The organism is Antiquaquibacter oligotrophicus, assembly GCF_020535405.1.
GTDB classification, from domain to species: Bacteria; Actinomycetota; Actinomycetes; order Actinomycetales; family Microbacteriaceae; genus Rhodoglobus; species Rhodoglobus oligotrophicus.
Map to the genome: position 1 here is coordinate 1,461,598 of NZ_CP085036.1, position 21,711 is coordinate 1,483,308.

16 protein-coding genes and 2 tRNA genes are annotated in these 21,711 nt (G+C 64.9%); 12 read left to right on the plus strand and 6 right to left on the minus strand.

Annotated features, from left to right (window positions below; genetic code table 11):
* Window positions 1-8 precede the first annotated feature (8 nt).
* The 8 genes from gyrA to LH407_RS07390 all read left to right on the plus strand — a co-directional run bounded on the left by gyrA (window position 9) and on the right by LH407_RS07390 (window position 11,729).
* Window positions 9-2,579 carry a DNA gyrase subunit A gene (gyrA, locus tag LH407_RS07355; protein ID WP_322134639.1) on the plus strand — a complete coding sequence of 857 codons (2,571 nt, stop codon included), beginning with the start codon at window positions 9-11 and terminating at the stop codon, window positions 2,577-2,579.
* Window positions 2,572-2,979, plus strand: coding sequence for a DUF3566 domain-containing protein (locus LH407_RS07360; RefSeq protein WP_322134638.1), 408 nt, complete (start codon window positions 2,572-2,574; stop codon window positions 2,977-2,979). Before gyrA ends, LH407_RS07360 begins: the two co-directional genes overlap by 8 nt.
* A gap of 59 nt (window positions 2,980-3,038) precedes the next feature.
* Window positions 3,039-3,112 (plus strand) — tRNA-Ile (locus tag LH407_RS07365).
* 170 nt (window positions 3,113-3,282) lie between these two features.
* A tRNA-Ala gene (locus LH407_RS07370) sits at window positions 3,283-3,355 on the plus strand.
* Between the two features lie 288 nt (window positions 3,356-3,643).
* Entirely contained in the window at window positions 3,644-4,471 is an 828-nt protein-coding gene (locus tag LH407_RS07375; RefSeq protein WP_322134637.1) for a hypothetical protein, read from the plus strand.
* Window positions 4,472-4,628: 157 nt separating this feature from the next.
* Complete coding sequence (locus LH407_RS07380) at window positions 4,629-9,650, plus strand: glycosyl hydrolase family 95 catalytic domain-containing protein (protein ID WP_322134636.1); 5,022 nt, start codon at window positions 4,629-4,631, stop codon at window positions 9,648-9,650.
* A gap of 108 nt (window positions 9,651-9,758) precedes the next feature.
* The gene (locus LH407_RS07385) at window positions 9,759-10,997 is read left to right on the plus strand and encodes an alpha-hydroxy acid oxidase (protein WP_322134635.1); all 1,239 of its coding nucleotides are present in this window, start codon (window positions 9,759-9,761) and stop codon (window positions 10,995-10,997) included.
* A gap of 33 nt (window positions 10,998-11,030) precedes the next feature.
* Window positions 11,031-11,729, plus strand: coding sequence for a FadR/GntR family transcriptional regulator (locus LH407_RS07390; protein WP_322134634.1), 699 nt, complete (start codon window positions 11,031-11,033; stop codon window positions 11,727-11,729).
* 34 nt (window positions 11,730-11,763) lie between these two features.
* On the opposite strand, the gene LH407_RS07395 is transcribed toward LH407_RS07390, so the two are convergent.
* The 6 genes from LH407_RS07395 to LH407_RS07420 form a co-directional block, all read right to left on the minus strand.
* A complete protein-coding gene (locus LH407_RS07395) occupies window positions 11,764-12,744 on the minus strand; it encodes an ABC transporter substrate-binding protein (protein WP_322134633.1) in 981 nt (326 codons plus the stop codon).
* Between the two features lie 88 nt (window positions 12,745-12,832).
* The gene (locus LH407_RS07400; protein WP_322134632.1) at window positions 12,833-13,819 is read right to left on the minus strand and encodes an ABC transporter permease; all 987 of its coding nucleotides are present in this window, start codon (window positions 13,817-13,819) and stop codon (window positions 12,833-12,835) included.
* On the minus strand, window positions 13,816-15,354 hold the full coding sequence (locus LH407_RS07405; protein WP_322134631.1) for a sugar ABC transporter ATP-binding protein: 1,539 nt from the start codon (window positions 15,352-15,354) through the stop codon (window positions 13,816-13,818). The genes LH407_RS07400 and LH407_RS07405 overlap by 4 nt, the downstream gene beginning before the upstream one ends.
* Entirely contained in the window at window positions 15,351-16,205 is an 855-nt protein-coding gene (locus tag LH407_RS07410) for an amidohydrolase family protein (protein WP_322134630.1), read from the minus strand. Before LH407_RS07410 ends, LH407_RS07405 begins: the two co-directional genes overlap by 4 nt.
* Window positions 16,202-17,158 carry an aldo/keto reductase gene (locus LH407_RS07415; protein ID WP_322134629.1) on the minus strand — a complete coding sequence of 319 codons (957 nt, stop codon included), beginning with the start codon at window positions 17,156-17,158 and terminating at the stop codon, window positions 16,202-16,204. The genes LH407_RS07410 and LH407_RS07415 overlap by 4 nt, the downstream gene beginning before the upstream one ends.
* A complete protein-coding gene (locus LH407_RS07420; protein WP_322134628.1) occupies window positions 17,151-18,434 on the minus strand; it encodes an enolase C-terminal domain-like protein in 1,284 nt (427 codons plus the stop codon). Before LH407_RS07420 ends, LH407_RS07415 begins: the two co-directional genes overlap by 8 nt.
* 153 nt (window positions 18,435-18,587) lie before the next feature.
* Here LH407_RS07420 and LH407_RS07425 point away from each other — a divergent pair, with 153 nt between their 5' ends.
* The 4 genes from LH407_RS07425 (at window position 18,588) to LH407_RS07440 (ending at window position 21,572) form a co-directional block, all read left to right on the plus strand.
* The gene (locus tag LH407_RS07425; protein WP_322134627.1) at window positions 18,588-19,436 is read left to right on the plus strand and encodes a fumarylacetoacetate hydrolase family protein; all 849 of its coding nucleotides are present in this window, start codon (window positions 18,588-18,590) and stop codon (window positions 19,434-19,436) included.
* Entirely contained in the window at window positions 19,429-20,187 is a 759-nt protein-coding gene (locus LH407_RS07430) for an SDR family NAD(P)-dependent oxidoreductase (RefSeq protein ID WP_322134626.1), read from the plus strand. The genes LH407_RS07425 and LH407_RS07430 overlap by 8 nt, the downstream gene beginning before the upstream one ends.
* A 94-nt stretch (window positions 20,188-20,281) precedes the next feature.
* Window positions 20,282-21,268 carry an ROK family protein gene (locus LH407_RS07435; RefSeq protein WP_322134625.1) on the plus strand — a complete coding sequence of 329 codons (987 nt, stop codon included), beginning with the start codon at window positions 20,282-20,284 and terminating at the stop codon, window positions 21,266-21,268.
* The gene (locus LH407_RS07440) at window positions 21,246-21,572 is read left to right on the plus strand and encodes an acetate and sugar kinases/Hsc70/actin family protein (RefSeq protein WP_322134624.1); all 327 of its coding nucleotides are present in this window, start codon (window positions 21,246-21,248) and stop codon (window positions 21,570-21,572) included. The genes LH407_RS07435 and LH407_RS07440 overlap by 23 nt, the downstream gene beginning before the upstream one ends.
* Window positions 21,573-21,711 lie beyond the last annotated feature (139 nt).

A 21,711-nucleotide genomic window follows, 5' to 3' on the forward strand; every position in this document is an offset into this window, starting at 1 on the left:
GAGTCACCATGGCTGACGACGAGACTCCCGAAGAGTTCACCGTAGACCCCGCGATCGTGCAGACCGATCGCATCGACCAGGTCGATCTCCAGCTGGAGATGCAGCGGTCATACCTCGACTACGCGATGAGTGTGATCGTCGGTCGCGCCCTCCCCGAGGTGCGCGACGGACTCAAGCCCGTCCACCGTCGTGTCATCTACGCGATGTACGACGGCGGGTACCGTCCCGACAAGGGATTCAACAAGTGCACTCGCGTTGTCGGCGAGGTCATGGGTCAGTTCCACCCGCACGGTGACGCCCCCATCTACGACGCGCTCGTTCGACTGGTGCAGCCGTGGAGCCTGCGTTACCCGCTCGCGCTCGGTCAGGGCAACTTCGGTTCGCCAGGCAACGACGGTGCGGCCGCGCCCCGATACACCGAGACCAAGATGGCGCCGCTGGCCATGGAGATGGTCCGCGACATCGACGAGGAGACCGTCGACTTCCAGGACAACTACGACGGAAAAACGCAGGAGCCGAAGGTTCTGCCCGCGCGTTTCCCGAACCTCCTCGTCAACGGTTCCGTCGGTATCGCGGTCGGCATGGCGACCAACATCCCTCCGCACAACCTGCGCGAGGTTGCGGCCGGCGCCCTGTGGGCGCTCGAGAATCCGGATGCCTCGCGCGAGGAGCTGCTCGAGGCTCTCATCCAGCGCATCAAGGGCCCCGACTTCCCGACCGGTGCGCAGATTCTCGGAATCAAGGGCATCCAGGACGCCTACCGCACGGGTCGCGGCTCGATCACGATGCGCGCCGTCGTCAGCGTCGAGGAGCTGCAGGGTCGCACGTGCCTCGTGGTCACCGAGCTGCCGTACCAGGTGAACCCCGACAACCTCGCGCTGAAGATCGCCGAGCTCGTCAAGGAGGGCAAGGTCGGCGGTATCGCCGACATCCGTGACGAGACCTCGGGTCGCACCGGTCAGCGACTTGTCATCGTGCTCAAGCGCGATGCGGTCGCGAAGGTCGTGCTCAACAACCTGTACAAGCACACCCAACTGCAGGACAACTTCGGTGCCAACATGCTCGCGATCGTCGACGGCGTGCCGCGCACGCTCGCTCTCGACGGGTTCATCTCGTACTGGATCGAGCACCAGATCGAGGTCATCGTGCGGCGCACGACCTTCCGCCTGCGCAAGGCGGAGGAGCGCGCCCACATTCTGCGCGGATACCTCAAGGCGCTGGATGCTCTCGACGAGGTGATCGCGTTGATCCGGGCATCCTCCACCGTCGACGACGCTCGCGAGGGCATCATGACGCTGCTCGATGTCGACGATCTGCAGGCTCGCGCGATCCTCGACATGCAGCTGCGTCGTCTCGCCGCTCTCGAGCGCCAGAAGATCATCGAAGAGCACGACGAACTCGAGCGACTCATCGCAGAGTACGAAAGAATTATCGCGACACCCGCCGAACAGCGTCGTCTCGTGACGGAGGAACTCACGGAGATCACCGACCGCTTCGGGGACGACCGCCGCACCGAGATTCTCATGGGTTACGACGGCGACATGAGTGTCGAAGACCTCATCCCCGAGGAAGAGATGGTCGTCACCGTCACGCGCGGTGGGTACATCAAGCGCACCCGCAGCGACAACTACCGTTCGCAGCACCGCGGTGGCAAGGGAGTCAAGGGCGCGCAGTTGCGGGCGGATGATGTCGTCGATCACTTCTTCGTGACGACCACGCACCACTGGCTCCTCTTCTTCACCAACACCGGTCGCGTCTACCGTGCGAAGGCGTACGAGATCCAGGAAGCGGGTCGCGACGCGAAGGGTCAGCACGTCGCCAACCTGCTCGCGATGCAGCCTGGTGAGGAGATCGCGCAGATTCTCGACATCCGCGACTATGCGGCTGCGAAATACCTTGTGCTCGCCACGCGCGGCGGTCTCGTGAAGAAGACGGCGCTCACCGAGTACGACACCAACCGCTCCGGCGGCATCATCGCCCTGAACCTCCGCGAGGAGGACGAGCTCATCTCGGCGATGCTCGTCGACGAAGACCAGGATGTGCTGCTCGTCTCGCGCAAGGGCATGTCGATCCGATTCAAGGCGACTGATTCTGCGATGCGTCCGATGGGCCGCAACACCTCCGGCGTGAAGGGGATGGACTTCCGGGCCGGCGACTCGTTGCTCGCGGCATCCGTCGTCTCCGACGAAGGGTTCGTGTTCGTCGTCACGGAGGGCGGGTACGCCAAGCGCACGTCGGCCGACCAGTACCGAGTGCAGGGTCGAGGCGGTCTCGGCATCAAGGTCGCCAAGCTGAGTGACGATCGGGGAGACCTCGCGGGGGCTCTCATCGTGAGCGAAGAGGACGAGGTGCTTGTGGTTCTTGCCAGCGGCAAGGTGGTACGCTCGTCTGTCGCTGAGGTTCCGGCCAAGGGCCGTGACACTATGGGCGTCGTATTCGCTCGATTCGCCGACGAAGACAGAATCATCGCGATTGCTCGCAACAGCGAGCGGAATCTGGACAATCAGGACGCGGATGACCCGGCCGACACCGGTCAGGCAGCCGAAGCCACTGGGAAGGACGAATCAGTAGATGAGTAGTGTCGCGGAGAAGCTGCAACGCAAGTCGCAGCGCACGGTGGCCACCAAGCAGGTGCGTCTCAAACTCGTGTACATCGACTTCTGGTCGGCAGTGAAGTTCTCGTTCCTCGTGGCGGTCTGCCTCGGCATCATCTTTGTTGTCGCGACGGTGCTGCTGTGGATCGTGCTGAACTCGACCGGCATCTTCAGCTCGCTCAACGACATTTTTGTCGACGTGCTCGGTGACCCCGAGTTCAACATCGCGTCGGACTTCTCGCTGCCGCAGGTCGCGCTGTTTGCTTTTGTGGTTGCTTTGCTCAACACGGTGGTGGGTACCGCGCTCGGAGCGGTCGCCGCGGTGCTGTACAACTTCAGCGTTCGACTCACGGGCGGTTTGCTCGTGGGCTTCACGAACAGCTGAGTCGCTCCCTCGCGATTAGAGGAAACGGGGTTGGTGCGATACTCTCGTATCTGCCTTTCGGGGGTATAGCTCAGGCGGTTAGAGCGCTTCACTGATAATGAAGAGGTCCCAGGTTCAAGTCCTGGTACCCCCACTGGAATCTCCACAAGGGATTCCTTCACTCATAAGTACACATGCTGGATGACGCGACAGGGGCGGGCTTTCCCACTCCAATCGCTTCGGGCCGAAAGGTTGGGCCGGGCGCTCGCGCGCGGCCGGACCAACCCCCGTGCGCCGCAGAGGCGGCGGCGCACCAGCTAGCGCGGGGCCTTAGCTCAATTGGTAGAGCGCCTGCTTTGCAAGCAGGAGGTCAGGAGTTCGATTCTCCTAGGCTCCACAAATGCAATGAACCCCGCCGCAGGTGGGGTTCATTGCATTTAATCGTGAACTGCGAATCGAGTGGTACCTCCGAGTAGCCCGTCACTCGACCTCTTCTCCGGAGCATCCCGAATCGCACCCGCGTGACTCCGCGGATGTTGGTGTGGCGGAAGTGACTCGAACCCAAAAGCTCCGGAAAAGAGCTCGATGGAAGTGGTCGGTGCGCGGGGCATTCGAGCGAGAACAGAGGTGACCCGCTCTCGCGTGCGCCGCTATTCTGATGCCAACGCCGGAAGGGAGCCCGAGAATGGCCGAGCGTAAGAAGACCACAAAGAGGGTCGTTCGTGTCGAACCGACGACGAGCCGTGGGGGTTCCGGTGGTTCGGATGCTTCGGAGCCGGCATCCGGCTGGAAGCCGACACCGGAAGCGAAGAGCAAGGCTCTCACCTACCGCATCATCGCGATCGTGCTCTGGGTACTCGCTATCGGCGGTGAAGCTTTCGAGATTTTCTGGGTGCTTCGGCAGTCGCCGCCGAACATGTGGATCCTCATCGGTGGGCTCGTGGTGATTGCGGGCCTCGCGATCGGTGGGTCGCTGTTGTGGAAGCAGGCCAATCGTTTGGACCCGGCATCCCGTCAGGACTCCGTGCGGTTCTTCATTCAGAACCAGCTCGGGGCGATCATCACCGTTGTTGCGTTCCTTCCCCTCATCATTCTGATTTTCCTGAACAAGGACATGAGTGGGTCGCAGAAGGGAATCGCCGGCGGTATCGCGATCGCACTCCTGCTGGTCGCCGGCTTCCTCGGCACGTCCATCAATCCCCCGTCGACGGAGCAGTATGACGCGGAGACGAACCAGGTGATCGAGATCACGGGCGAGAATCTCGTGTTCTGGACGAAATCCGGCAAGGTGTTCCACCTGTGCGAGGACGCATCGGCCGTGAACCTCGAGTCCGCGGACAACACGATCTATTCCGGCACGGTGGCGGACGCGCACGCGGCGGGCAAGGACCGCTTGACGCTGCAGGTCGATCAGGAGATTAGACAGTGTGGGTTCGAGGCACCCGAGGATGATCCTGCCACCGTCGACTCCGATGTCGAGGAGCCCGCGCTCGAGGAGACGCCCGCCCCGTAACACCACTTTCGGGGCATGTAACCGCTCACATCGGATGAATTGCGGTGTCTGAGGCCTCTTTTCTTGACAAACCGGTGAATACCTAGTTTTCTGGCTAGAAATCATCGGAGGTTTAGCCTCCGTCCCCGCATGCCCTCACCGTGGAGGTCCCTCGACAATGACGTCACCCCGCTCACTGGCGCGACTAGCGGTCGCGCTCACCGTTTCTGCCGCTCTCGTCTCCACAGGGGCGATTTCTGCAACGGCCGCGCCTGCCGCGGTCGCACTCGATGCCGCTGCAATTCCTGAGATCGGAGGTGACACCTCGACCATCTGGTTCGATGAACCCCTCAACACGAGCGCCGGTGATCTCCAGCGCGAATGGGAGGACCGAGCCCTACCGATCGGTAACGGGGCGCTCGGCGCGACGGTCTTCGGCACGGTCGCGACCGAGCAGATCCAGTTCAACGAGAAGACCCTGTGGACCGGCGGCCCCGGCGCCCAGGGCGGGTACAACTACGGCATCAACGGCAACAAGGAGCAGGCGATCGCGGATCTGCAGGAGCAGATCTGGCAGACCGGTGCCGTGACTCCCTCCGCTGCCGCGGCCGCACTGGGTGCCCCCAAGCAGAACTTTGGTTCGTACCAGACCTTCGGTGACCTGATGCTGGAGACCGGCGCATCCGGAACCCCCACCGACTACCGGCGGGTTCTCGATCTCGACACCGCCAAGGTGACCACGAGCTACACGCTGGGTGGTGTCCACTATGTTCGCGAGTACTTCGTGAGTGCAGCGGACAACACCCTCGTCGTGCGCCTCACCGCCGACCAGGCCGGTGCGATCGATGTGACCGCGCGTGTCCAGGTTCCCGGCGGTCGGAGCAATGTCGTGCAGACCTCCTCGAACGGACGCATGACCACGAGCGGAACGCTCAGCAACAACGGACTGCGCTGGGAGACCCAGGTGCAGGTGCTCAACGAGGGCGGCTCTCGCTCCGACATCTCGAACGGTCGCGTTCAGGTGCAAGATGCAGATTCCGTCGTCTTCGTGTTGGGTGCGGCGACGGATTACGCGGGCGACTTCGCGAACGACTATCGCAGCGGCGTCAACCCCGCCACGATCGTCACCCCGACGGTGACGGATGCCGCGGCTAAGAGCTTCGACGAGTTGTACGAGAACCACCTCGCCGACTACTCGGCGCTCTTCGACCGCGTCGACCTGGACCTCGACGCGACTCTCCCGTCGGTTCCGACCGATGTCCTTCTCGACGGCTACAAGGCCCGCTCCTTGAGCGCGGCCGAGGAGCGCGGGCTCGAGCAGCTGTACTTCGAGTACGGCCGCTACCTGCTCATCTCCTCGTCGCGCGGCGGATCGCTCCCGGCCAACCTGCAGGGTGTGTGGAACCGGAGCAACAACCCGCCGTGGGATGCCGACTACCACGTGAACATCAACCTGCAGATGAACTACTGGCCGGCCGAGAGCACGAACCTCTCCGAGACTACCGAGCCGCTCTTCGACTACGTCGACTCGATGGTTCCCGCTGGCGAGCTCGCGGCGACCGAGATCTTCGGCAACGACGGATGGGTCGTCGGTAACGAGACCAACCCGTACGGCTTCAACGGTCTGCACAACTACGCGGAGTCCTTCTGGATGCCCGACGCGGCAGCGTGGCTGGCGCTCCACTACTGGGAGCATTACCTGTTCACGGGTGACGAGGAGTTCTTGCGCGAGCGTGCGTACCCGATGTTCCAGTCGATCGCCGAGTTCTGGTTCGACGAGCTCGTGGAGCGCCCCGGCACGGACGAACTCGTCGTATCGCCGAGCTTCTCGCCCGAGCAGGGACCGTTCACGGCAGGCACGGCCATGTCGCAGCAGATCGTGACGCAGCTCTTCCAGATGACGAAGGAGGCGAGCACGATCCTCGGTGACGAGGACCAGGCGTTTGTCGCCCAGGTGGACTCGGTTCTCGCGAACCTCGAGCCGGGGCTCAACGTGGGTAGTTGGGGCCAGATCATGGAGTGGACCCCTGAACAGCCGCTCGACAACCCGAACAACACCCACCGTCACGTGAGTCAGTTGTTCGCGCTGTTCCCCGCCGATGACATCAGCGCCACGAGTTCACCGGAGCTTGCGGCGGCCGCTGAGACGAGCCTCAACGCTCGCGGCGACGGCGGCACCGGGTGGAGCAAGGCGTGGAAGATCAACTTCTGGGCTCGCCTCCTCGACGGCGACCGCTCGCACAAGCTGCTCGAGGAGTTGCTGCGCGGCAGCACACTCGACAACCTGTGGGACGACCACCCTCCGTTCCAGATCGACGGCAACTTCGGTGCGACCTCCGGTATCGCCGAGATGCTGCTCCAGAGCCAGGACGGAATTGTCGACGTGCTCCCCGCGCTTCCGACGGCGTGGCCGAACGGTTCGTACACGGGCCTGAAGGCTCGCGGCAACGTCGAAGTTTCGGCGACATGGGAGGCGGGAAGCGCCCAGTCGATCCAGGTGACGCCGGCGGAGAGTGGCGAGCTGCGTGTTCGCAGCGCCAGCCTCGCGCCCGGGCTGTTCGGACTGGTCGACGGCGACGGCACCCCGGTGGAGTTCGAGATCGACGCCGACGGCGCTGTGGTCTTCGACGCGATTGGCGGAGAGACGTACACGGCGGCGGCGGATGTTTTCCTCGAAGTCAGCGCTCCGGCTCAGGCTGCAACGGGTGACGACATCGAGGTGGACGTGACCGTGCGTGCCATCGGAGCACCCGTGGAGGGGGCATCCGTTTCGATCGCTGTTCCCACGCTCCAGGTGGACGGGCTGGACAACTGGTCGGCGTCACCCGCGACGTTCGCGGTACCCGCGCTCGCCGTCGGGCAGTCGCACACCGAGACGATCGCCGTACATGTCGGTCCGGGTGGCGAGTCACGCCAGTCGGAGATTTCGGCGACACTCACCTCCGGTGAGACAGTTCTGTCGAAGTCCACGATCGTGAACGTGCGCCCACCGAGCCTGTGCACACCGGCTTCGGGCACCGCGCCGCTGCTCGCGTGGGACCTCGGCAACACAACCGACAACGATTCGGGCTGGCCCTATGAGGTCACCGGCACGGGCGGAAGTGTCGCAGCCGACGGACCCAGCGGCTCGTCCCAGCGTCTCGAAAACACCGCGTTCGTGCGTACCGCGCAGAATGTCGAGGTTGGTTGGCTCTACGAGTCGACGTGGGCCATCGAGTTCAAGTCCGATACTGCGCGCACGGGTTACAGCCGACTGTTCGACGCACGACCCCCGGGAGGCGGCGGTGACGCCGATGGCCTCGTCATCGACATCGCGGCGAACAATACGTTGCGCATCATCACGGCCGGTCAGAACTCCGGCACCGACATCCAGCTCCCCGCGAACACGTGGCACAACCTCGTTGTGAGCTACGCGGAGAACGGTGTGGTGACGGTGTACCTCAACGGTCAACTGCGGGCGACACTGTCGTTCTCGGATTCCGGCATCAACGGATGTGGCGAGACCAGGGTCCGTGTCGGCGCCAATAACGCCGGGGGCGAAAGACTGCTCGGCTGGGTGGACCGCGTTGCGGTGTTCCCGTACGCGCTGACCCCGGCCGAAATCGCCGACTGGCAGACGGTTGCGGGACTCGTGTCGGATGAACCGCCGACCTGTCCCGCCCTTGAGGGCGACTCCGCGCTCTTCGCGTGGGACCTCGGCACGAACCCCATCGCAGATGCGTCTGGCAACGGCCTCGTACCGACCCTGTCGGGACCGGGGGGAACGACTCCTGGAGTAAGCGGCGACGCTCAGCGCTTCGACGGCAACACGCAAGTGCGGATGCCAACGACAGTGCAGTGGGGTACCGGCGACGAGTTCTCGGTCGCGGCCGAGGTCTACATCGAGCCGGGTCAGTCGTCGTACCGTCGCATCCTCCAGGTGCGGCCGACAACGGAATCCGACTCGCTCGGTCTCGTGGTCGACCTGAACCCGTCGGGCAACCTGCGAGTTCTGGGCGCCGGAGCCGGACACACAACCTCTGCGACCATGCCGTCAGGCGAATGGTTCGATTTGGTTGTTGTCTTCGGCGCGGGCGGCACCGTATCGGTGAGTGTCAACGGCGCCGTGGTTTCGACGCTCTCCGTGCCCGCAGCGCTCGACTTCTGCGACCCGCAGACGATCATCGTCGGCGCGAACCTCGGTGGTGGTGAGCGTCTTGTCGGCGCCATCGATCGCATCGCGGTCTTCCCCTTCTCTCTCACACCGGAGGAGGTCACGAGCTGGCAGGACCTCGTGTTCGAGCCGGTGGAGCCGGGAGTTGAGGTCGATCGGGTTGCCGGTGCCGACCGCTACGAGGTCGCCGTGAACATCTCGCAGGGCGCCTACCCCGAGACCGCTCCTGTGGTGTACGTCGCCAGCGGACTCAACTACCCGGATGCTCTATCGGCCGGTCCGGCCGCAGCCCACGAGGGCGGCCCGCTGCTGCTCGTGCGTCAGGATGAGGTCCCCGGCGTGATCGCCAGCGAGATCGCACGACTGGATCCGGCGAAGATCGTGATCGTCGGTGGAACCGCATCGGTGTCGGAGGGTGTGTTCAACTCCCTCTCGGCGATGGCGGACGAAACGGTTCGAATCGCGGGTGCGAACCGGTACGAGGCATCCCGTAATGTCGCCGAATATGCGTTCGGAGATGCGGACGTGCCGCTCGTCTACGTCGCGACCGGCGAGAAGTTCCCGGACGCGTTGGCCGCAGGCGGTGCCGCTGGATCGAAGGATGCCCCAGTTGTGCTCGTGCGCGGATCGGATACACAACTCGATGGCGCTACCGAGGCACTGCTCGAGTCGTTCGGAACAACCGACACGCGAGTGCTGGGTGGTGAGGCGTCGGTGACGCCCGCGCTGTTCGCCGACATCAACTCGATGACGACAGCCGTGCGGTTGGGTGGACCCGACCGGTACGAGGCGGCACGGGCGATCAACGCCGACGCGTTCGACAGCGCCGACCGCGCCTTCATCGCGACGGGGCTGAACTTCCCCGACGCGCTGGCGGGCTCGGCGTGGGCGGCTGCGGCCGGAGCGCCGATGTACGTTGTGCCCGGCACGTGCATCACGCAGGGCATCCTCTCGGATCTCGACTCGCTCGGGGTCTCGCAGGTCACCCTGCTCGGAGGGGAGGCATCTCTGAGCCCGAACGTGTTCGCGCTCACGCCCTGCCCGTAGGAGCACATCGCACCATCAGGCCGCCGCGGCCGTCGCACACCACGACGACCGCGGCGGTCGCCGGTGTTCGCGCCACCGCAACAACCGAGATTGACACAGGATAGGTAGATGGTCACCAGACAGTTCCCCCAGCCGAAGGCGCTTTTGGAACTCATGCAGTTCAAGAAACCGACGCTCGACGCCCGGAAGCGCAGGCTCGACGCGGCGCTGACCATCTACGACCTTCGGGCTATCGCCGCCCGTCGAACCCCGCGCGCGGCGTTCGACTACACCGATGGCGCCGCGGAGGGGGAACTCTCGCTGGCGCGGGCGCGCCAGGCGTTCGAGGACATCGAGTTTCACCCGGACATCCTTCGCGACGTGAGCGAACTCGACACCACGACCACCGTGCTGGGCGGCACGTCGACGCTGCCGTTCGGTATCGCGCCGACCGGATTCACACGACTCATGCAGACGGAGGGGGAGATCGCCGGCGCAGGCGCGGCGGCAGCGGCGGGCATCCCCTTCACACTCTCCACGCTCGGCACGACATCGATCGAGGCCGTCAGGGCGGCCAATCCGCACGGGCGCAACTGGTTTCAGCTCTACGTCATGCGCCAGCGGGAAATCTCGTACGGTCTCGTCGAGCGCGCGGCCGCCGCGGGCTTCGACACCCTCATGTTCACGGTCGACACCCCCGTTGCCGGGGCTCGACTGCGAGACAAACGCAACGGATTCTCGATCCCCCCGGCCTTGACGATGGGCACGATCGTCAATGCGATCCCCCGCCCCTGGTGGTGGTTCGACTTCCTCACCACCCCGCCACTCGAGTTCGCCTCGCTCTCCTCGACGGGGGGAACCGTCGGGGAACTACTCGACTCCGCGATGGACCCGTCGATCAACTTCACCGACCTCGAGATCATCCGCGACATGTGGCCGGGCAAGATTGTGGTCAAGGGAGTACAGAACGTCGCCGATTCCGTCGAGCTCGCTCGCCGCGGTGTGGACGGCATCCTCCTGTCCAACCACGGCGGTCGACAGCTGGACAGGGCTCCGATTCCGTTCCACCTGCTGCCCGAGGTAGTTCGCGAGGTCGGGAGCGACGTCGAGGTCATGGTGGACACGGGCATCATGAACGGCGCGGATGTTGTGGCATCCATCGCGCTCGGCGCGAAATTCACCCTTATCGGGCGCGCTTACCTCTACGGGCTCATGGCCGGTGGACGACCGGGGGTGGATCGTGCCATCCAGATCCTCGCCGTCGAGGTCGCGCGCACGATGAAGCTCCTCGGTGTTCGCTCCGTCGAAGAGCTCGAGCCTCGTCACGTCACCCAGCTGCAGAGATTGATCCCCCGCGAGGCGCGCTGAACCGCGTGTTAGCGCTAAAGATATGATGTTCTTATGGCGGTTACCGACGAGGCGATCCTCAAGATCAAGGGGATGATCATCCGCGGCGAGCTCGGTCCGGGCGACCGTCTCCCGCCAGAGAAGGAGCTCAGCGAGCACCTCGGCCTCTCCCGAAGTTCGCTGCGCGAAGCCGTCAAAGCACTCGAGGTCATCAAGGTGCTGGACGTGCGGCGTGGCGACGGTACCTACGTTACGAGCCTCGACCCGCGCCTCCTCCTCGAAGCGATCTCGTTCGTTGTGGATCTCCACGATGACAACTCGATCCTTGAACTTTTTGCCGTGCGTCGAATCCTCGAGCCTGCCGCTGCGGCGCTCGCCGCGACCCGAATGTCTCCGGAGGCCGTCGAGGGTCTGCGTGAACAGATCGGATCCGTGGACAGTCACACCGACGTCGAGGGGCTTGTCGCCCACGACATCGAGTTTCACGCCGCCATCGCGGCACTCTCCGGCAACGGCTATCTCGCCACCCTCATCGAATCGCTTTCCGGTGGAACCATTCGGGCTCGAGTGTGGCGAGGCCTCACCCAGGAAAACGCCATCGAGAGAACCCTCGCCGAGCACCGTTCGATCGTCGAGGCGCTGGCGATCGGGGATGCCCGACTCGCGGAGTCGCTCAGCATCGTGCACGTCTCCGGTGTGGAGAACTGGCTTCGCGCATGGAGCGACGAAAAGGCGGACATCCCCTCCGTGTAGAGGGAATGTCCGCCCTGTGTCGAGCTGACGAGCCTTACTCGTAGAGCACGGCCGCGATGGTCGGGTCGTCGATGTTGGTCGAGTCGTACCAGTAGAAGCCCGTGTCGATCGTCGCGGGCAGCGTCTCGCCGTTGATCGCCTCGACGGCCGCCTTCACGGTCTCGTACCCGATGCCGACGGGGTTCTGCGTGATCGCACCGAGCATGAGGCCGTCACGAATCGCGTCGAGCTGCGCCTTGCCGGAGTCGAAGCCGACGACCGCGAGAGCATCGGGCGAAAGACCCAGCTCCTTGACGGCCTGGACAACACCGATCGCCGAACCCTCGTTGGTGCCGTAGATGCCCTTGAGGTCGGGGTTGGCCGAGATGATCGCCTTGGCGAGGTCGGCCGACTTCGCCTGGTCGCCACCGCCGTACTGCACGTCGACGATCTCGACGTTCGGGGCGTTCTCCTCGATGTACTCGACGAAGCCGTCGCGACGCTGCTGACCGGTGAGCGAGGTCTGGTCGTGTGCGACGACGGCGATCTTGCCCTCCTCGCCGATGGCCTCGACCATGTGCTTGGCGGCCTCAGCGGCAGCGGCAAGGTTGTCGGTCGATGCAGTGGTCACCGGGATGTCACTGTCGACACCCGAGTCGAAGGCGACGACCGGGATGCCGGAATCGGAGGCCTGCTGCAGGAGGGGACCTGCGGCCTGGCTGTCGAGAGCCGCGAAGCCGATGGCGGCGGGGTTCTTGTCGAGCGCCGTCTGCAGCATCTGGATCTGCTGGTCGACGTCGGCCTCGGTGTCGGGGCCCTCGAAGGTGATCTCAACATCGAACTCCTCCGCAGCCTGCTCGGCCCCGGCGCGTACGGCCTGCCAGAACTGGTGCTGGAAGCCCTTCGAGATGATGGCGATGTACGGCTTCTCGCCGTCGCCGCCACCGGCTTCGGGGGTCGCGCCTCCAGCGCAACCCGTGATCAATGCAGCGGTCGCGGCCATTGCGATCGCCGCGCCAAACAGTCGTTTCTTCATTGATAACTCCCTGTGATTGGTGTGGTGCTTTTCTGGGGGTACGGGGCCGACGGGCGGCCCGCACGTCTGGGGTACCGCGCTGGTTCGCCTAGGCGGACCTCCTGCGCAGCATGTCGAGGTAGACGGCGATGAGGATGACGCAGCCCACCGCGACGGACTGCCATTCCTGCGGCACCGAGATGATGCGAAGGCCGTTGGTGAGCACGGCCATAATGAGGGCACCGATGACGGTTCCGACGATGGAACCCTTGCCGCCCTGCAGCGAAGTACCGCCGATGACGACGGCCGCGATGGCCTCGAGCTCGAGTCCCATGCCGCCCGTGGGCTGTGCGGAGCTCAGCCGCGATGCCGACAGGACGCCAGCGAGCCCGACGAAGAGTCCCGACAACGTGTAGATGATGATCTTCCACTTGCGAACGTTGACGCCGGACAACTCGGTTGCGGCCTCGTTGCTCCCGATGGAGAACGCGTACCGGCCGACGATCGTCTTCGACAGAATGATCGCCGAGACGATGATCACCGCGATAAACACCGCGACACCGAGCGGGAACCGTGTTCCGGGCAGGATCGAGAGGTTCATGATCGACTGGAAGTCGGGGTGGTTCGGAAAGTAGATGGGCTTCGTGCCGGAGATGACGAGCGAGAGACCCGAAGCGATCAGCATCATGCCGAGGGTCGCGATAAACGGTGGGATGCCGAGGATCGACACATTGAATCCGTTGATGAACCCGATGATGCCGCCGAAGATGACGGCTCCGAGAACACCCGCCCACAACGGCCAACCCCAGTAGGTGAGGAAGACGCCCGTCATAACGCCGCACAGAATCATCCCGGTGCCGATCGAGAGGTCGATGCCACCCGTGATGATCACAAACGTCGTGCCGAGAGCGAGGATGCCCGTCACTGTCGCCGCGGTGAGCACACTCACGATGTTGTTGGCGGTGAAGAAGTGCGGGCTCAGGATCGAGAAGACGATCACGATCGCGATGAGACTCGCGAAGGCGAGCAGCTGTTGGAGCGAGTTACGAGCCAGCGAGAACAGACTCGAGGTGCGGGCGGGGGCGGGCGTGCTCATTGCTGTACCGTTTCGTCGGCGCTGAAGCGCGTGGCGTAGTCCATGATGTTTTCTTGCGTGGCCTCGGCGTTGTCGAGGACGGCCGTCAATCGCCCCTCGCACATCACGGCGATGCGATGGGACATCCTGAGCACTTCTGGTAGCTCGGAGGAGATCATGATGATCGACTTGCCCTGGGCGGCGAGCTCTCGCAGAAGCGCGTAGATCTCGTCCTTCGCCCCGACGTCGATGCCTCGCGTCGGCTCATCGAAGATGAGGACGTCGCAATCCTTGGCGAGCCACTTGGCGATGACAACTTTCTGTTGGTTGCCGCCCGAGAGGTTCTTGACCATGGCCGTCGTCGACGGCGTCTTGATTCGGAGCTTCGACACGTACTCTCGGCCGGTCTGTTCGATGCGCTTGCTGTCGATCCATCCGAGGGCTCGCACGTAGTCGGCGAGCGATGACAGAACGACGTTCTCCCGTACGTTGCGTTCGAGCAGCACGCCGAGCTTCTTGCGATCCTCCGAGAGGTAACCGATCCCGCGCGCGGCCGCGTCGGCGGGGCTGGAGATCGATACGTCGCGACCGTTCAGGGTGATGGTGCCCGCCGTGATGCGATCCGCTCCGACGATCGCACGTGCGACCTCGGTTCGTCCCGCGCCCATGAGGCCGGCGAATCCGAGGATCTCGCCGCGTCGCAGGTCGAACGTGACGTCCCGGAGCAGGTGTTTGGTGCCGAGACCCCGAACCGAGAGGATCGCCTCGGTGGACGCATCCGGGTCGGCGGCTGGTCGATCTTCACCGACGATGGTGCGTCCGACCATGAGGGAGATCACCTCGGCGGGAGGTGTGCTCTCCGTGTCCACCGTCGCGACGTACTCTCCATCCCGCAACACGGTGATGCGGTCGCTGATCTCCTTGAGCTCGTGCATGCGGTGGGAGATGTAGATGACGCCCGTCTCAGGGGTCGTGAACCGGCGGATGAGGGCGAAGAGTGCATCTACCTCGGCATCGTTGAGCGCGGCGGTCGGTTCATCCATGATGAGCACTCGTGCGTCGTAGCTCAGGGCCTTGGCAATCTCGACCATCTGTTGTTTGGCCACGGTGAGTTCGCTTACACGTTCGTTCGGATCGAGCGCGAGACCCAGTCGGTCGAGCAGTTCCTTCGCCGTGCGTTCGAGTGCACGTCCGCGCAGGAACACCCCGCCGCTGCGCGGTTCGCGACCAATGAAGAGGTTCTGTGCGATCGTGAGATCCGGCATGAGGTTGAACTCTTGATGGATGATGCTGATGCCGAGCTCCTGCGCCTGCTTGGGCGCGCTGAACTCCACACGCTCGCCGTCGAGGAAAAACTCGCCGGCATCCGGTGTGTAGATTCCGGACAGCAGCTTCATGAGCGTGGATTTGCCCGCGCCGTTCTCGCCGACGAGGGCGAGCACTTCACCGTGACGCAGGTCGAAGTCGACACCGCTGAGCGCCTTCACACCCGGGAAGGTTTTGGTCGCTCCCACAACCTGCAGAAGTGGTGGCCTGCCAGTGCCGTTCGCGGTCATCGTGCGACCTCCAAGGTGCCGTAGACGTTCGCCGCGGTTCCGCCGAGCACGGCCGCGCGCTCCGAGTCCGACAGGGTGACCACAAGGGTGAGGATCGGCTCGATGATCTCGGCATAGGTGCGGCCACTCACGGGCCAATCGCTCCCCCACATCAGTCGCGACGGGCCGAAGAGCTCGAGCGCGTCGTTCCACAGGGGTAGGAGGGTGGCCGCGCTGTAGCCAGCGGCGACCGCCGATCTCAGGCCCGAGAACTTCGCCACGGTGTTGGGGCGAGCGGCGACGGCGGCGAGGCTCCGACGCCACGACTGCCGCGCGGCCCAATCCGTTGGCGGTTTCGCGAGATGGTCGATAACGACGGTGAGGTCGTCGATGTCGCTCGCGAGTTCCGCAGCGGCGTCGAGGTGATGGGGCCAGGCATCCGGCACATCGAAGGTGAGGCCGCGGGCGGCGACCGAGCGAAGGCTCGCCCGCACGGCGGGGAGTCGAAGGAAATCGGCTCGGGGGTCGTCGTGGACGAGGTGACGGATGCCCCGCAGCACGTGCGCGTCGGCGAGGGCATCCAGTTGCCCCACCGCGACGGACTCGTCGTCGAGCTGAACCCACCCGACAACACCCGCGACCCAGTCGTGTGCGGCGGCCACCTCGAGGAGATATGCGGTGTCCGCCGGGGAGTCGGCGGCTTGTACGAGGATCACCCCGTCGATGTGCTGATCGACTAGCGCGCCTTCGATCCGCTCGGGCGGGAAGCTCGAGTAAAGGTCGCCCGACTCTGGACGAAGCCACGTGTACACCTCGGGATCGAGATCCCAGAGGTGCAGGTGCGCGTCGATGCGCGGGGTGGTGAGGCTCATGCTGCCACGAGCTCCTCAGATTTGAGGGCCGCCCACAGGTCATCGGGCACCGGTTCGTGGAGCCGCGCGACACTCTGGAGAAGCTGTTCGGGTGTGCTTCCGCCCACCACAACCGAGCGGACCGAGGCGGAGCGGAGCGGGAAGTGCAGGGCGGCGGTGGGAAGGCTCACGCCGAAGTCGCGGCACGTCGCGGCAATCCTCTGCACCCGGTCCAGTCGCTCGGGGGAGACCGGCTCATAGTCGAAAAAGGACTCCGTCGACGGGTTGTCGCGTGCGGTGAGCCCGCCGTTAAAGATGGCAGCCGCGACGATGCCGACCCCGTTCTGCTCGCACGCGGGGAGGAGGTCCTCCGCGGAGGCGTCGTCGGCGATCGTGTAACGTCCGGCGACCATGTGGACGTCGGCAAGCCCCGTCTCGGTCGCGGCGATGAGCGATTCGGTGACCATCGACCCGAAGCCGACGGCATCCACCATTCCTTCGTCACGCAGCCGCGCCGCTGCCGGCAGAGCCTCGCGGATGCCCTGCCCGAGGTCGTGGCGCTCGGGATCGTGCACGTACAGAATGTCCACGCGATCCAGGCCGAGCCTCTCGAGGGACTCCTCGAGGCTCACGCGCACGCCGTCGGCCGTCAGATCCCACACTCGATGCACGTCGGCCGGCACGTGGAAGTCGTTGTCGAGGTCGAGTTCGCCGGAGAAATGGGGTGAGGGCCGCAACAGCCGGCCCACCTTGGTCGACACGATGTACTCGTCTCGGGGGCGAGTGGCCAGGAAGGCGCCGAGACGGCGTTCCGACAGGCCGAGCCCGTAGTGCGGGGCGGTGTCGAAGTACCGGATGCCCGCATCCCACGCCGCGTCGAGGATCGCCCATGCTTCCTCGTCGCTCAGGGGGCGGCGCAGGTTCCCCAGGTTCGCTGCGCCGTAGCCGAGCGAATCGATCGAGACCTCAACCATGACTCAACGCAAACTCGAGACGGCTCGCGTCGAGCATCTCGGCTCCAGAGCCGGCGACCGTCGGCGCCCAGTAGCGGCCCGCCCGGACATCGACGGGTGTCACGAAGTGCTCGTGCAGGTGATCGACGAACTCGATCATGCGTCCCTCAGTCGAGCCGGACACGGCGACGAAGTCGAAGTAGGAGAGGTGCTGCACCATTTCGCACAGACCGACACCGCCAGCGTGGGGGCACACCGGAACACCGAATCGCGCCGCGAGAAGGAGGATGGCGATGTTTTCGTTGACACCTGCGACTCGGGTTGCGTCGATCTGTGCAACCTGAAGCGCCTGCGACTGCAGGAACTGCTTGAACATGACGCGATTGGCCATGTGTTCTCCGGTCGCGACACGAATCGGCGAGATCGCGCGTGAGATCGCGGCATGCGCCACAACGTCATCGGGATTGGTGGGTTCCTCGACCCAGGCCAGGTCGTAGGCCGCCAGCTGAGAGATCCATCCGATCGCCTCGCTGACCTCCCAGCGCTGGTTGGCATCCACGGCGATTCCTATGTCGGGGCCTACGGTCTCTCGCGCCAGTGCGAGTCGCCGAACATCGTCATCGAGACTAGCGCCGACCTTGAGCTTGATTTGCTGAAACCCGTCCGCGACGGCCTCACGCGCGAGACGCACGAGCTTGTCGTCGTCGTAACCGAGCCAACCGGGGGTTGTCGTGTAGGCGGGGTACCCCGTGCCGAGGAGCTCCGCCTGGCGTTCGGCGCGCCCTGCTTCGGCACGGCGAAGTATGTCGAGCGCGTCTTCGCGAGTGAGGGCATCCGTCAGATATCGGAAGTCGACGAGGTCGACGATCTCTTCCGGTGACATTCCGGACAGGAGCTGCCACAGAGGTAGCCCCGCGCGCTTGGCTTTGAGATCCCACAGCGCGTTGATCACGGCTCCGATCGCCATGTGCATGACGCCCTTTTCGGGTCCGAGCCATCGCAACTGCGAGTCGTAGACGAGCCAGCGCCAGGTCTCTCCCATGGAGCCGAGCAGGTCTTCGACGTTGCGCCCGAGCAGGTAGGGCTCGAGGGCGCGAATCGCTGCTTCCTGCACGTCGTTGCCGCGACCGATGGTGAAGACGAAGCCGTGACCGCTGAGGCCGTCGGGGGAGTCGGTGCGGATCCGCACGTACGCCGCTGAATAGTCTGGATCCGGGTTCATCGCGTCCGAGCCGTCCAGCATGGTCGAGGTGGGAAACCTGACATCACTGGTATCGATCGCGATGATTGTGCTCACGGGTGCCTCCTTTGGCGCACGGTCAGCATAGACATCGGATGTATCGAGTGTCAACGTCGCGATCGTTCTCGTATTTTGCCCAGATCGCTCGCGGTCATCCGCTATATAGTCGGATGTTATCTCACGGCCGCCGTCACTCTCGAAGGAAACCACATGAAGCTCGTCCACCTCGGTCCCGTCGGTCAGGAGAAGCCCGCGCTCGCCGTGGACAACACGTACTTCGACCTCTCGGAACTCACGTCCGCTATCGACGGGGCGTTCCTCGCGGCGGACGGGGTCCAGCGCGCCGCCGAGGCCCACGCCGCTGGCACACTCCCCGTCATCGCTGACGCGGCGCAATTGCGCATCGGGTCGCCGATCTCGCGGCCGGGTTCCATCGTCTGTATCGGGATGAACTACGCGGCCCATGCCGCCGAATCGGGGTCCGCCCCTCCCTCCGTGCCCATCATCTTCCTCAAGACGGCGAACACCGTGGCGGGACCGAACGACACGGTCGCCATCCCGCGTCGCAGCGTGAAGACCGACTGGGAGGTGGAGCTCGGCGTCGTGATCGGAAAGCGCGCGTCGTACCTCGATGACCCGACACAGAGCATCGACCACATCGCGGGCTTTGTCACGGCGAATGATCTCTCCGAGCGCACCTTCCAGCTCGAGGAGTCGGGTGGTCAGTGGTCGAAGGGCAAGAGCGCTGCAGGCTTCAGTCCCCTCGGGCCCTGGCTCGTCACGCCCGACGAGTTCGACTACCGCTCGGCGCGACTGCGGTCATGGGTCAACGGGGAGCCCCGACAGGATTCCACGGCGGCCGACCTCATCTTCGATGTCGACTTCCTCGTTTGGCACCTCAGCCAGTACATGGTGCTCGACCCGGGAGACGTCATCCTCACGGGAACCCCCGAGGGTGTCGCCCTCTCTGGCCGTTTCCCCTACCTGAAGGCCGGGGATGTGTGCGAGATCGAGATCGACGGACTCGGTCGCCAACGACAGGAGTTCATCGATGCCTGACGCCACCGAATTCGAGGGGCTTGTCGCCATTGTCACGGGAGGAGCCCAGGGCATCGGCGCGGCCATCGCCGATCGACTCGCCGCTGGCGGCGCCCGGGTCGCGATCCTCGACCTGAATCCCGGCAGCGCCGATCATGTCTGGGTCGAGGCGGATCTCGGCAACGAAGAGTCGGTCTCCTCCGCGGTGTCGACGGTCGTCGAAACCCTCGGTCGTCTGGACATCGTTGTCAACAACGCGGCGATCAGCGCGGCCGGCACCATCGAAGACAACGACGATGAGACCTGGGCGCGCGTGTTGAGCGTCAACGTGACGGGGATTGCCCGGACGGCCAGAGCCGCCCTCCCCCACCTCCGCCAGTCTCCGTCCGCGGCAATCGTCAACCTCGGTTCGATCGTCGCGACTGCGGGGCTGCCCCAGCGCGCGCTTTATACGGCTGCCAAGGGAGCGGTGCTCGCACTCACGCGCGCCATGGCGGCTGACCACATTCAGGATGGTGTTCGCGTGAACTGCGTGAATCCCGGCACGGCAGACACCCCCTGGGTGGCCCGTCTCGTTGCGGCGGCGGAGGACCCCGTGGCGGAACGCACAGCGCTCGAGGCCCGTCAGCCGCACGGGCGGCTGGTGGCGCCGACCGAGATCGCCGACGCGGTTGCGTACCTCGCGAGCCCTCGCTCGGGTTCCACGAACGGCACGGCCCTCGCGGTCGACGGTGGGATGCAGGACCTGCGCCTGAGGCCGCGTTCTTCGTAAGACATCAGATCCATTGGGCCGTCTGGGGGCTAGACGGGCCGCCATGTTCCCGGTTTCATTGTAAACATCCGACTTCTGGGTTAGCATCCTCGCCATGCCCGAGCAGACAAGCGCCAGAGTCGGCCTTGCCCCTGCGCGCGGGAAAAATCTCGACGAACTTCGCCGTAGCAATCTCTCTCTCGCCCTCGGCCTGATTCATCGGCGCGGTCGTCTCGCGCGGTCGGAGCTCACGCGAGAGCTTGGGCTGAACCGCTCCACGATCGCGGCGCTCGTCACCGAACTCGTCGCGAGGGGCCTCGCGGTCGAGAGTATGCCGACCGCCACCGGGCACGTGGGCAGACCAAGCCTCACCATCACACCCAGCCAGTCCATCGCCGCCATCGCCGTGCGACCCGAGGTCGATGCCGTCACGATAGCGCTCGTCGGATTGGGTGGTCGCGTCGTACGAGAGGTGCGTTACGACACGTCGGGGGTGCCGAGCGCTCGCGAGGTGGCCACGATCGTGCGGGCCATCGTCGAAGGAATGGCCATCACAGAGTCGATGAGCTACGACATCCACGGGGTTGGCCTGGCGATCCCGGGCCTCGTTCGCGCATCCGACGGACTTGTCGTCTTCGCACCCCACCTCGGTTGGCGAGATGAACCGCTCGCGCGAAAGCTCGCCGAACAGACCGGCTTCGAGGTCAGTGCCGCCAACGACGCCCTGTGCGGGGCCATCGCCGAGTTCACCTTCGGGGCCGGGCAGGGCGCGACCGACATGGTGTACCTCCACGGCGGGCCGAGCGGAATCGGGGGAGGGATCGTCGTGGACGGTTCGCTCGTGTCCGGTGCCCACGGCTACGCGGGTGAGCTCGGCCACACCCTCGTGAACAGCCTCGGTGCTCTCTGTCACTGCGGGGCGACCGGATGCCTCGAGGCCGAGGTGCGCCGAGAGCCTCTCCTCACGGCGGTCGGTCTCGACGGTGCTCACGCCGATTCGCTGCGACCGGCCCTGCAGGCGGCGCTTGACGCCGGTACCAGGCCGGATGTTCGCGGCTCTCGTCCGCGAACAGGCGACCATGCTCGCGATCGCCCTGCGTAACGCCGTCAACGCGTTCAATACGCGCAGGGTTGTGCTCGGCGGTTTCCTCGGCGATCTGTTTGCCCTCGACCCGGAGCCCTTCGAATCTCTGCGGTCCGGTACCCACCTCCTCGGTGCCCAGATGGGGATCGAGATCGTCGAAGCACAACTGGGTCACTCCGGGGCGCTTCTCGGTGCGGCGGAACTGGTGTTCCGGCCGCTGCTCGACGACCCGACGATGATCGGCACGGCCGAGCGCCGGGGTGCAGCGGTCAGCGAGGTGGTCCGTCTGCGCCGGCACGAGGAGTCCGAGCTCGCAGTGTGATTGCCCAGAAGGATTGGCCCGATCATTGCGAGGAGTCGCGCCCGACTTTTCGCGGAATGGAGGTTCGCTCGGCGGTCTGAAACCGCTATTTGTCGTTGACAACAACATGAGGCGGACGTACTATCTGCCGAAATCATCC

What these genes read in the sequence shown, in the direction of transcription:
- gyrA (WP_322134639.1), top strand. Translation starts at nt 9, where the DNA reads ATGGCTGACGACGAGACTCCCGAAGAGTTCACCGTAGACCCCGCGATC.
- LH407_RS07360 (WP_322134638.1), top strand. Translation starts at nt 2,572, where the DNA reads ATGAGTAGTGTCGCGGAGAAGCTGCAACGCAAGTCGCAGCGCACGGTG.
- LH407_RS07375 (WP_322134637.1), top strand. Translation starts at nt 3,644, where the DNA reads ATGGCCGAGCGTAAGAAGACCACAAAGAGGGTCGTTCGTGTCGAACCG.
- LH407_RS07380 (WP_322134636.1), top strand. Translation starts at nt 4,629, where the DNA reads ATGACGTCACCCCGCTCACTGGCGCGACTAGCGGTCGCGCTCACCGTT.
- LH407_RS07385 (WP_322134635.1), top strand. Translation starts at nt 9,759, where the DNA reads ATGGTCACCAGACAGTTCCCCCAGCCGAAGGCGCTTTTGGAACTCATG.
- LH407_RS07390 (WP_322134634.1), top strand. Translation starts at nt 11,031, where the DNA reads ATGGCGGTTACCGACGAGGCGATCCTCAAGATCAAGGGGATGATCATC.
- LH407_RS07395 (WP_322134633.1), bottom strand. Translation starts at nt 12,744, where the DNA reads ATGAAGAAACGACTGTTTGGCGCGGCGATCGCAATGGCCGCGACCGCT.
- LH407_RS07400 (WP_322134632.1), bottom strand. Translation starts at nt 13,819, where the DNA reads ATGAGCACGCCCGCCCCCGCCCGCACCTCGAGTCTGTTCTCGCTGGCT.
- LH407_RS07405 (WP_322134631.1), bottom strand. Translation starts at nt 15,354, where the DNA reads ATGACCGCGAACGGCACTGGCAGGCCACCACTTCTGCAGGTTGTGGGA.
- LH407_RS07410 (WP_322134630.1), bottom strand. Translation starts at nt 16,205, where the DNA reads ATGAGCCTCACCACCCCGCGCATCGACGCGCACCTGCACCTCTGGGAT.
- LH407_RS07415 (WP_322134629.1), bottom strand. Translation starts at nt 17,158, where the DNA reads ATGGTTGAGGTCTCGATCGATTCGCTCGGCTACGGCGCAGCGAACCTG.
- LH407_RS07425 (WP_322134627.1), top strand. Translation starts at nt 18,588, where the DNA reads ATGAAGCTCGTCCACCTCGGTCCCGTCGGTCAGGAGAAGCCCGCGCTC.
- LH407_RS07430 (WP_322134626.1), top strand. Translation starts at nt 19,429, where the DNA reads ATGCCTGACGCCACCGAATTCGAGGGGCTTGTCGCCATTGTCACGGGA.
- LH407_RS07435 (WP_322134625.1), top strand. Translation starts at nt 20,282, where the DNA reads ATGCCCGAGCAGACAAGCGCCAGAGTCGGCCTTGCCCCTGCGCGCGGG.
- LH407_RS07440 (WP_322134624.1), top strand. Translation starts at nt 21,246, where the DNA reads ATGCTCGCGATCGCCCTGCGTAACGCCGTCAACGCGTTCAATACGCGC.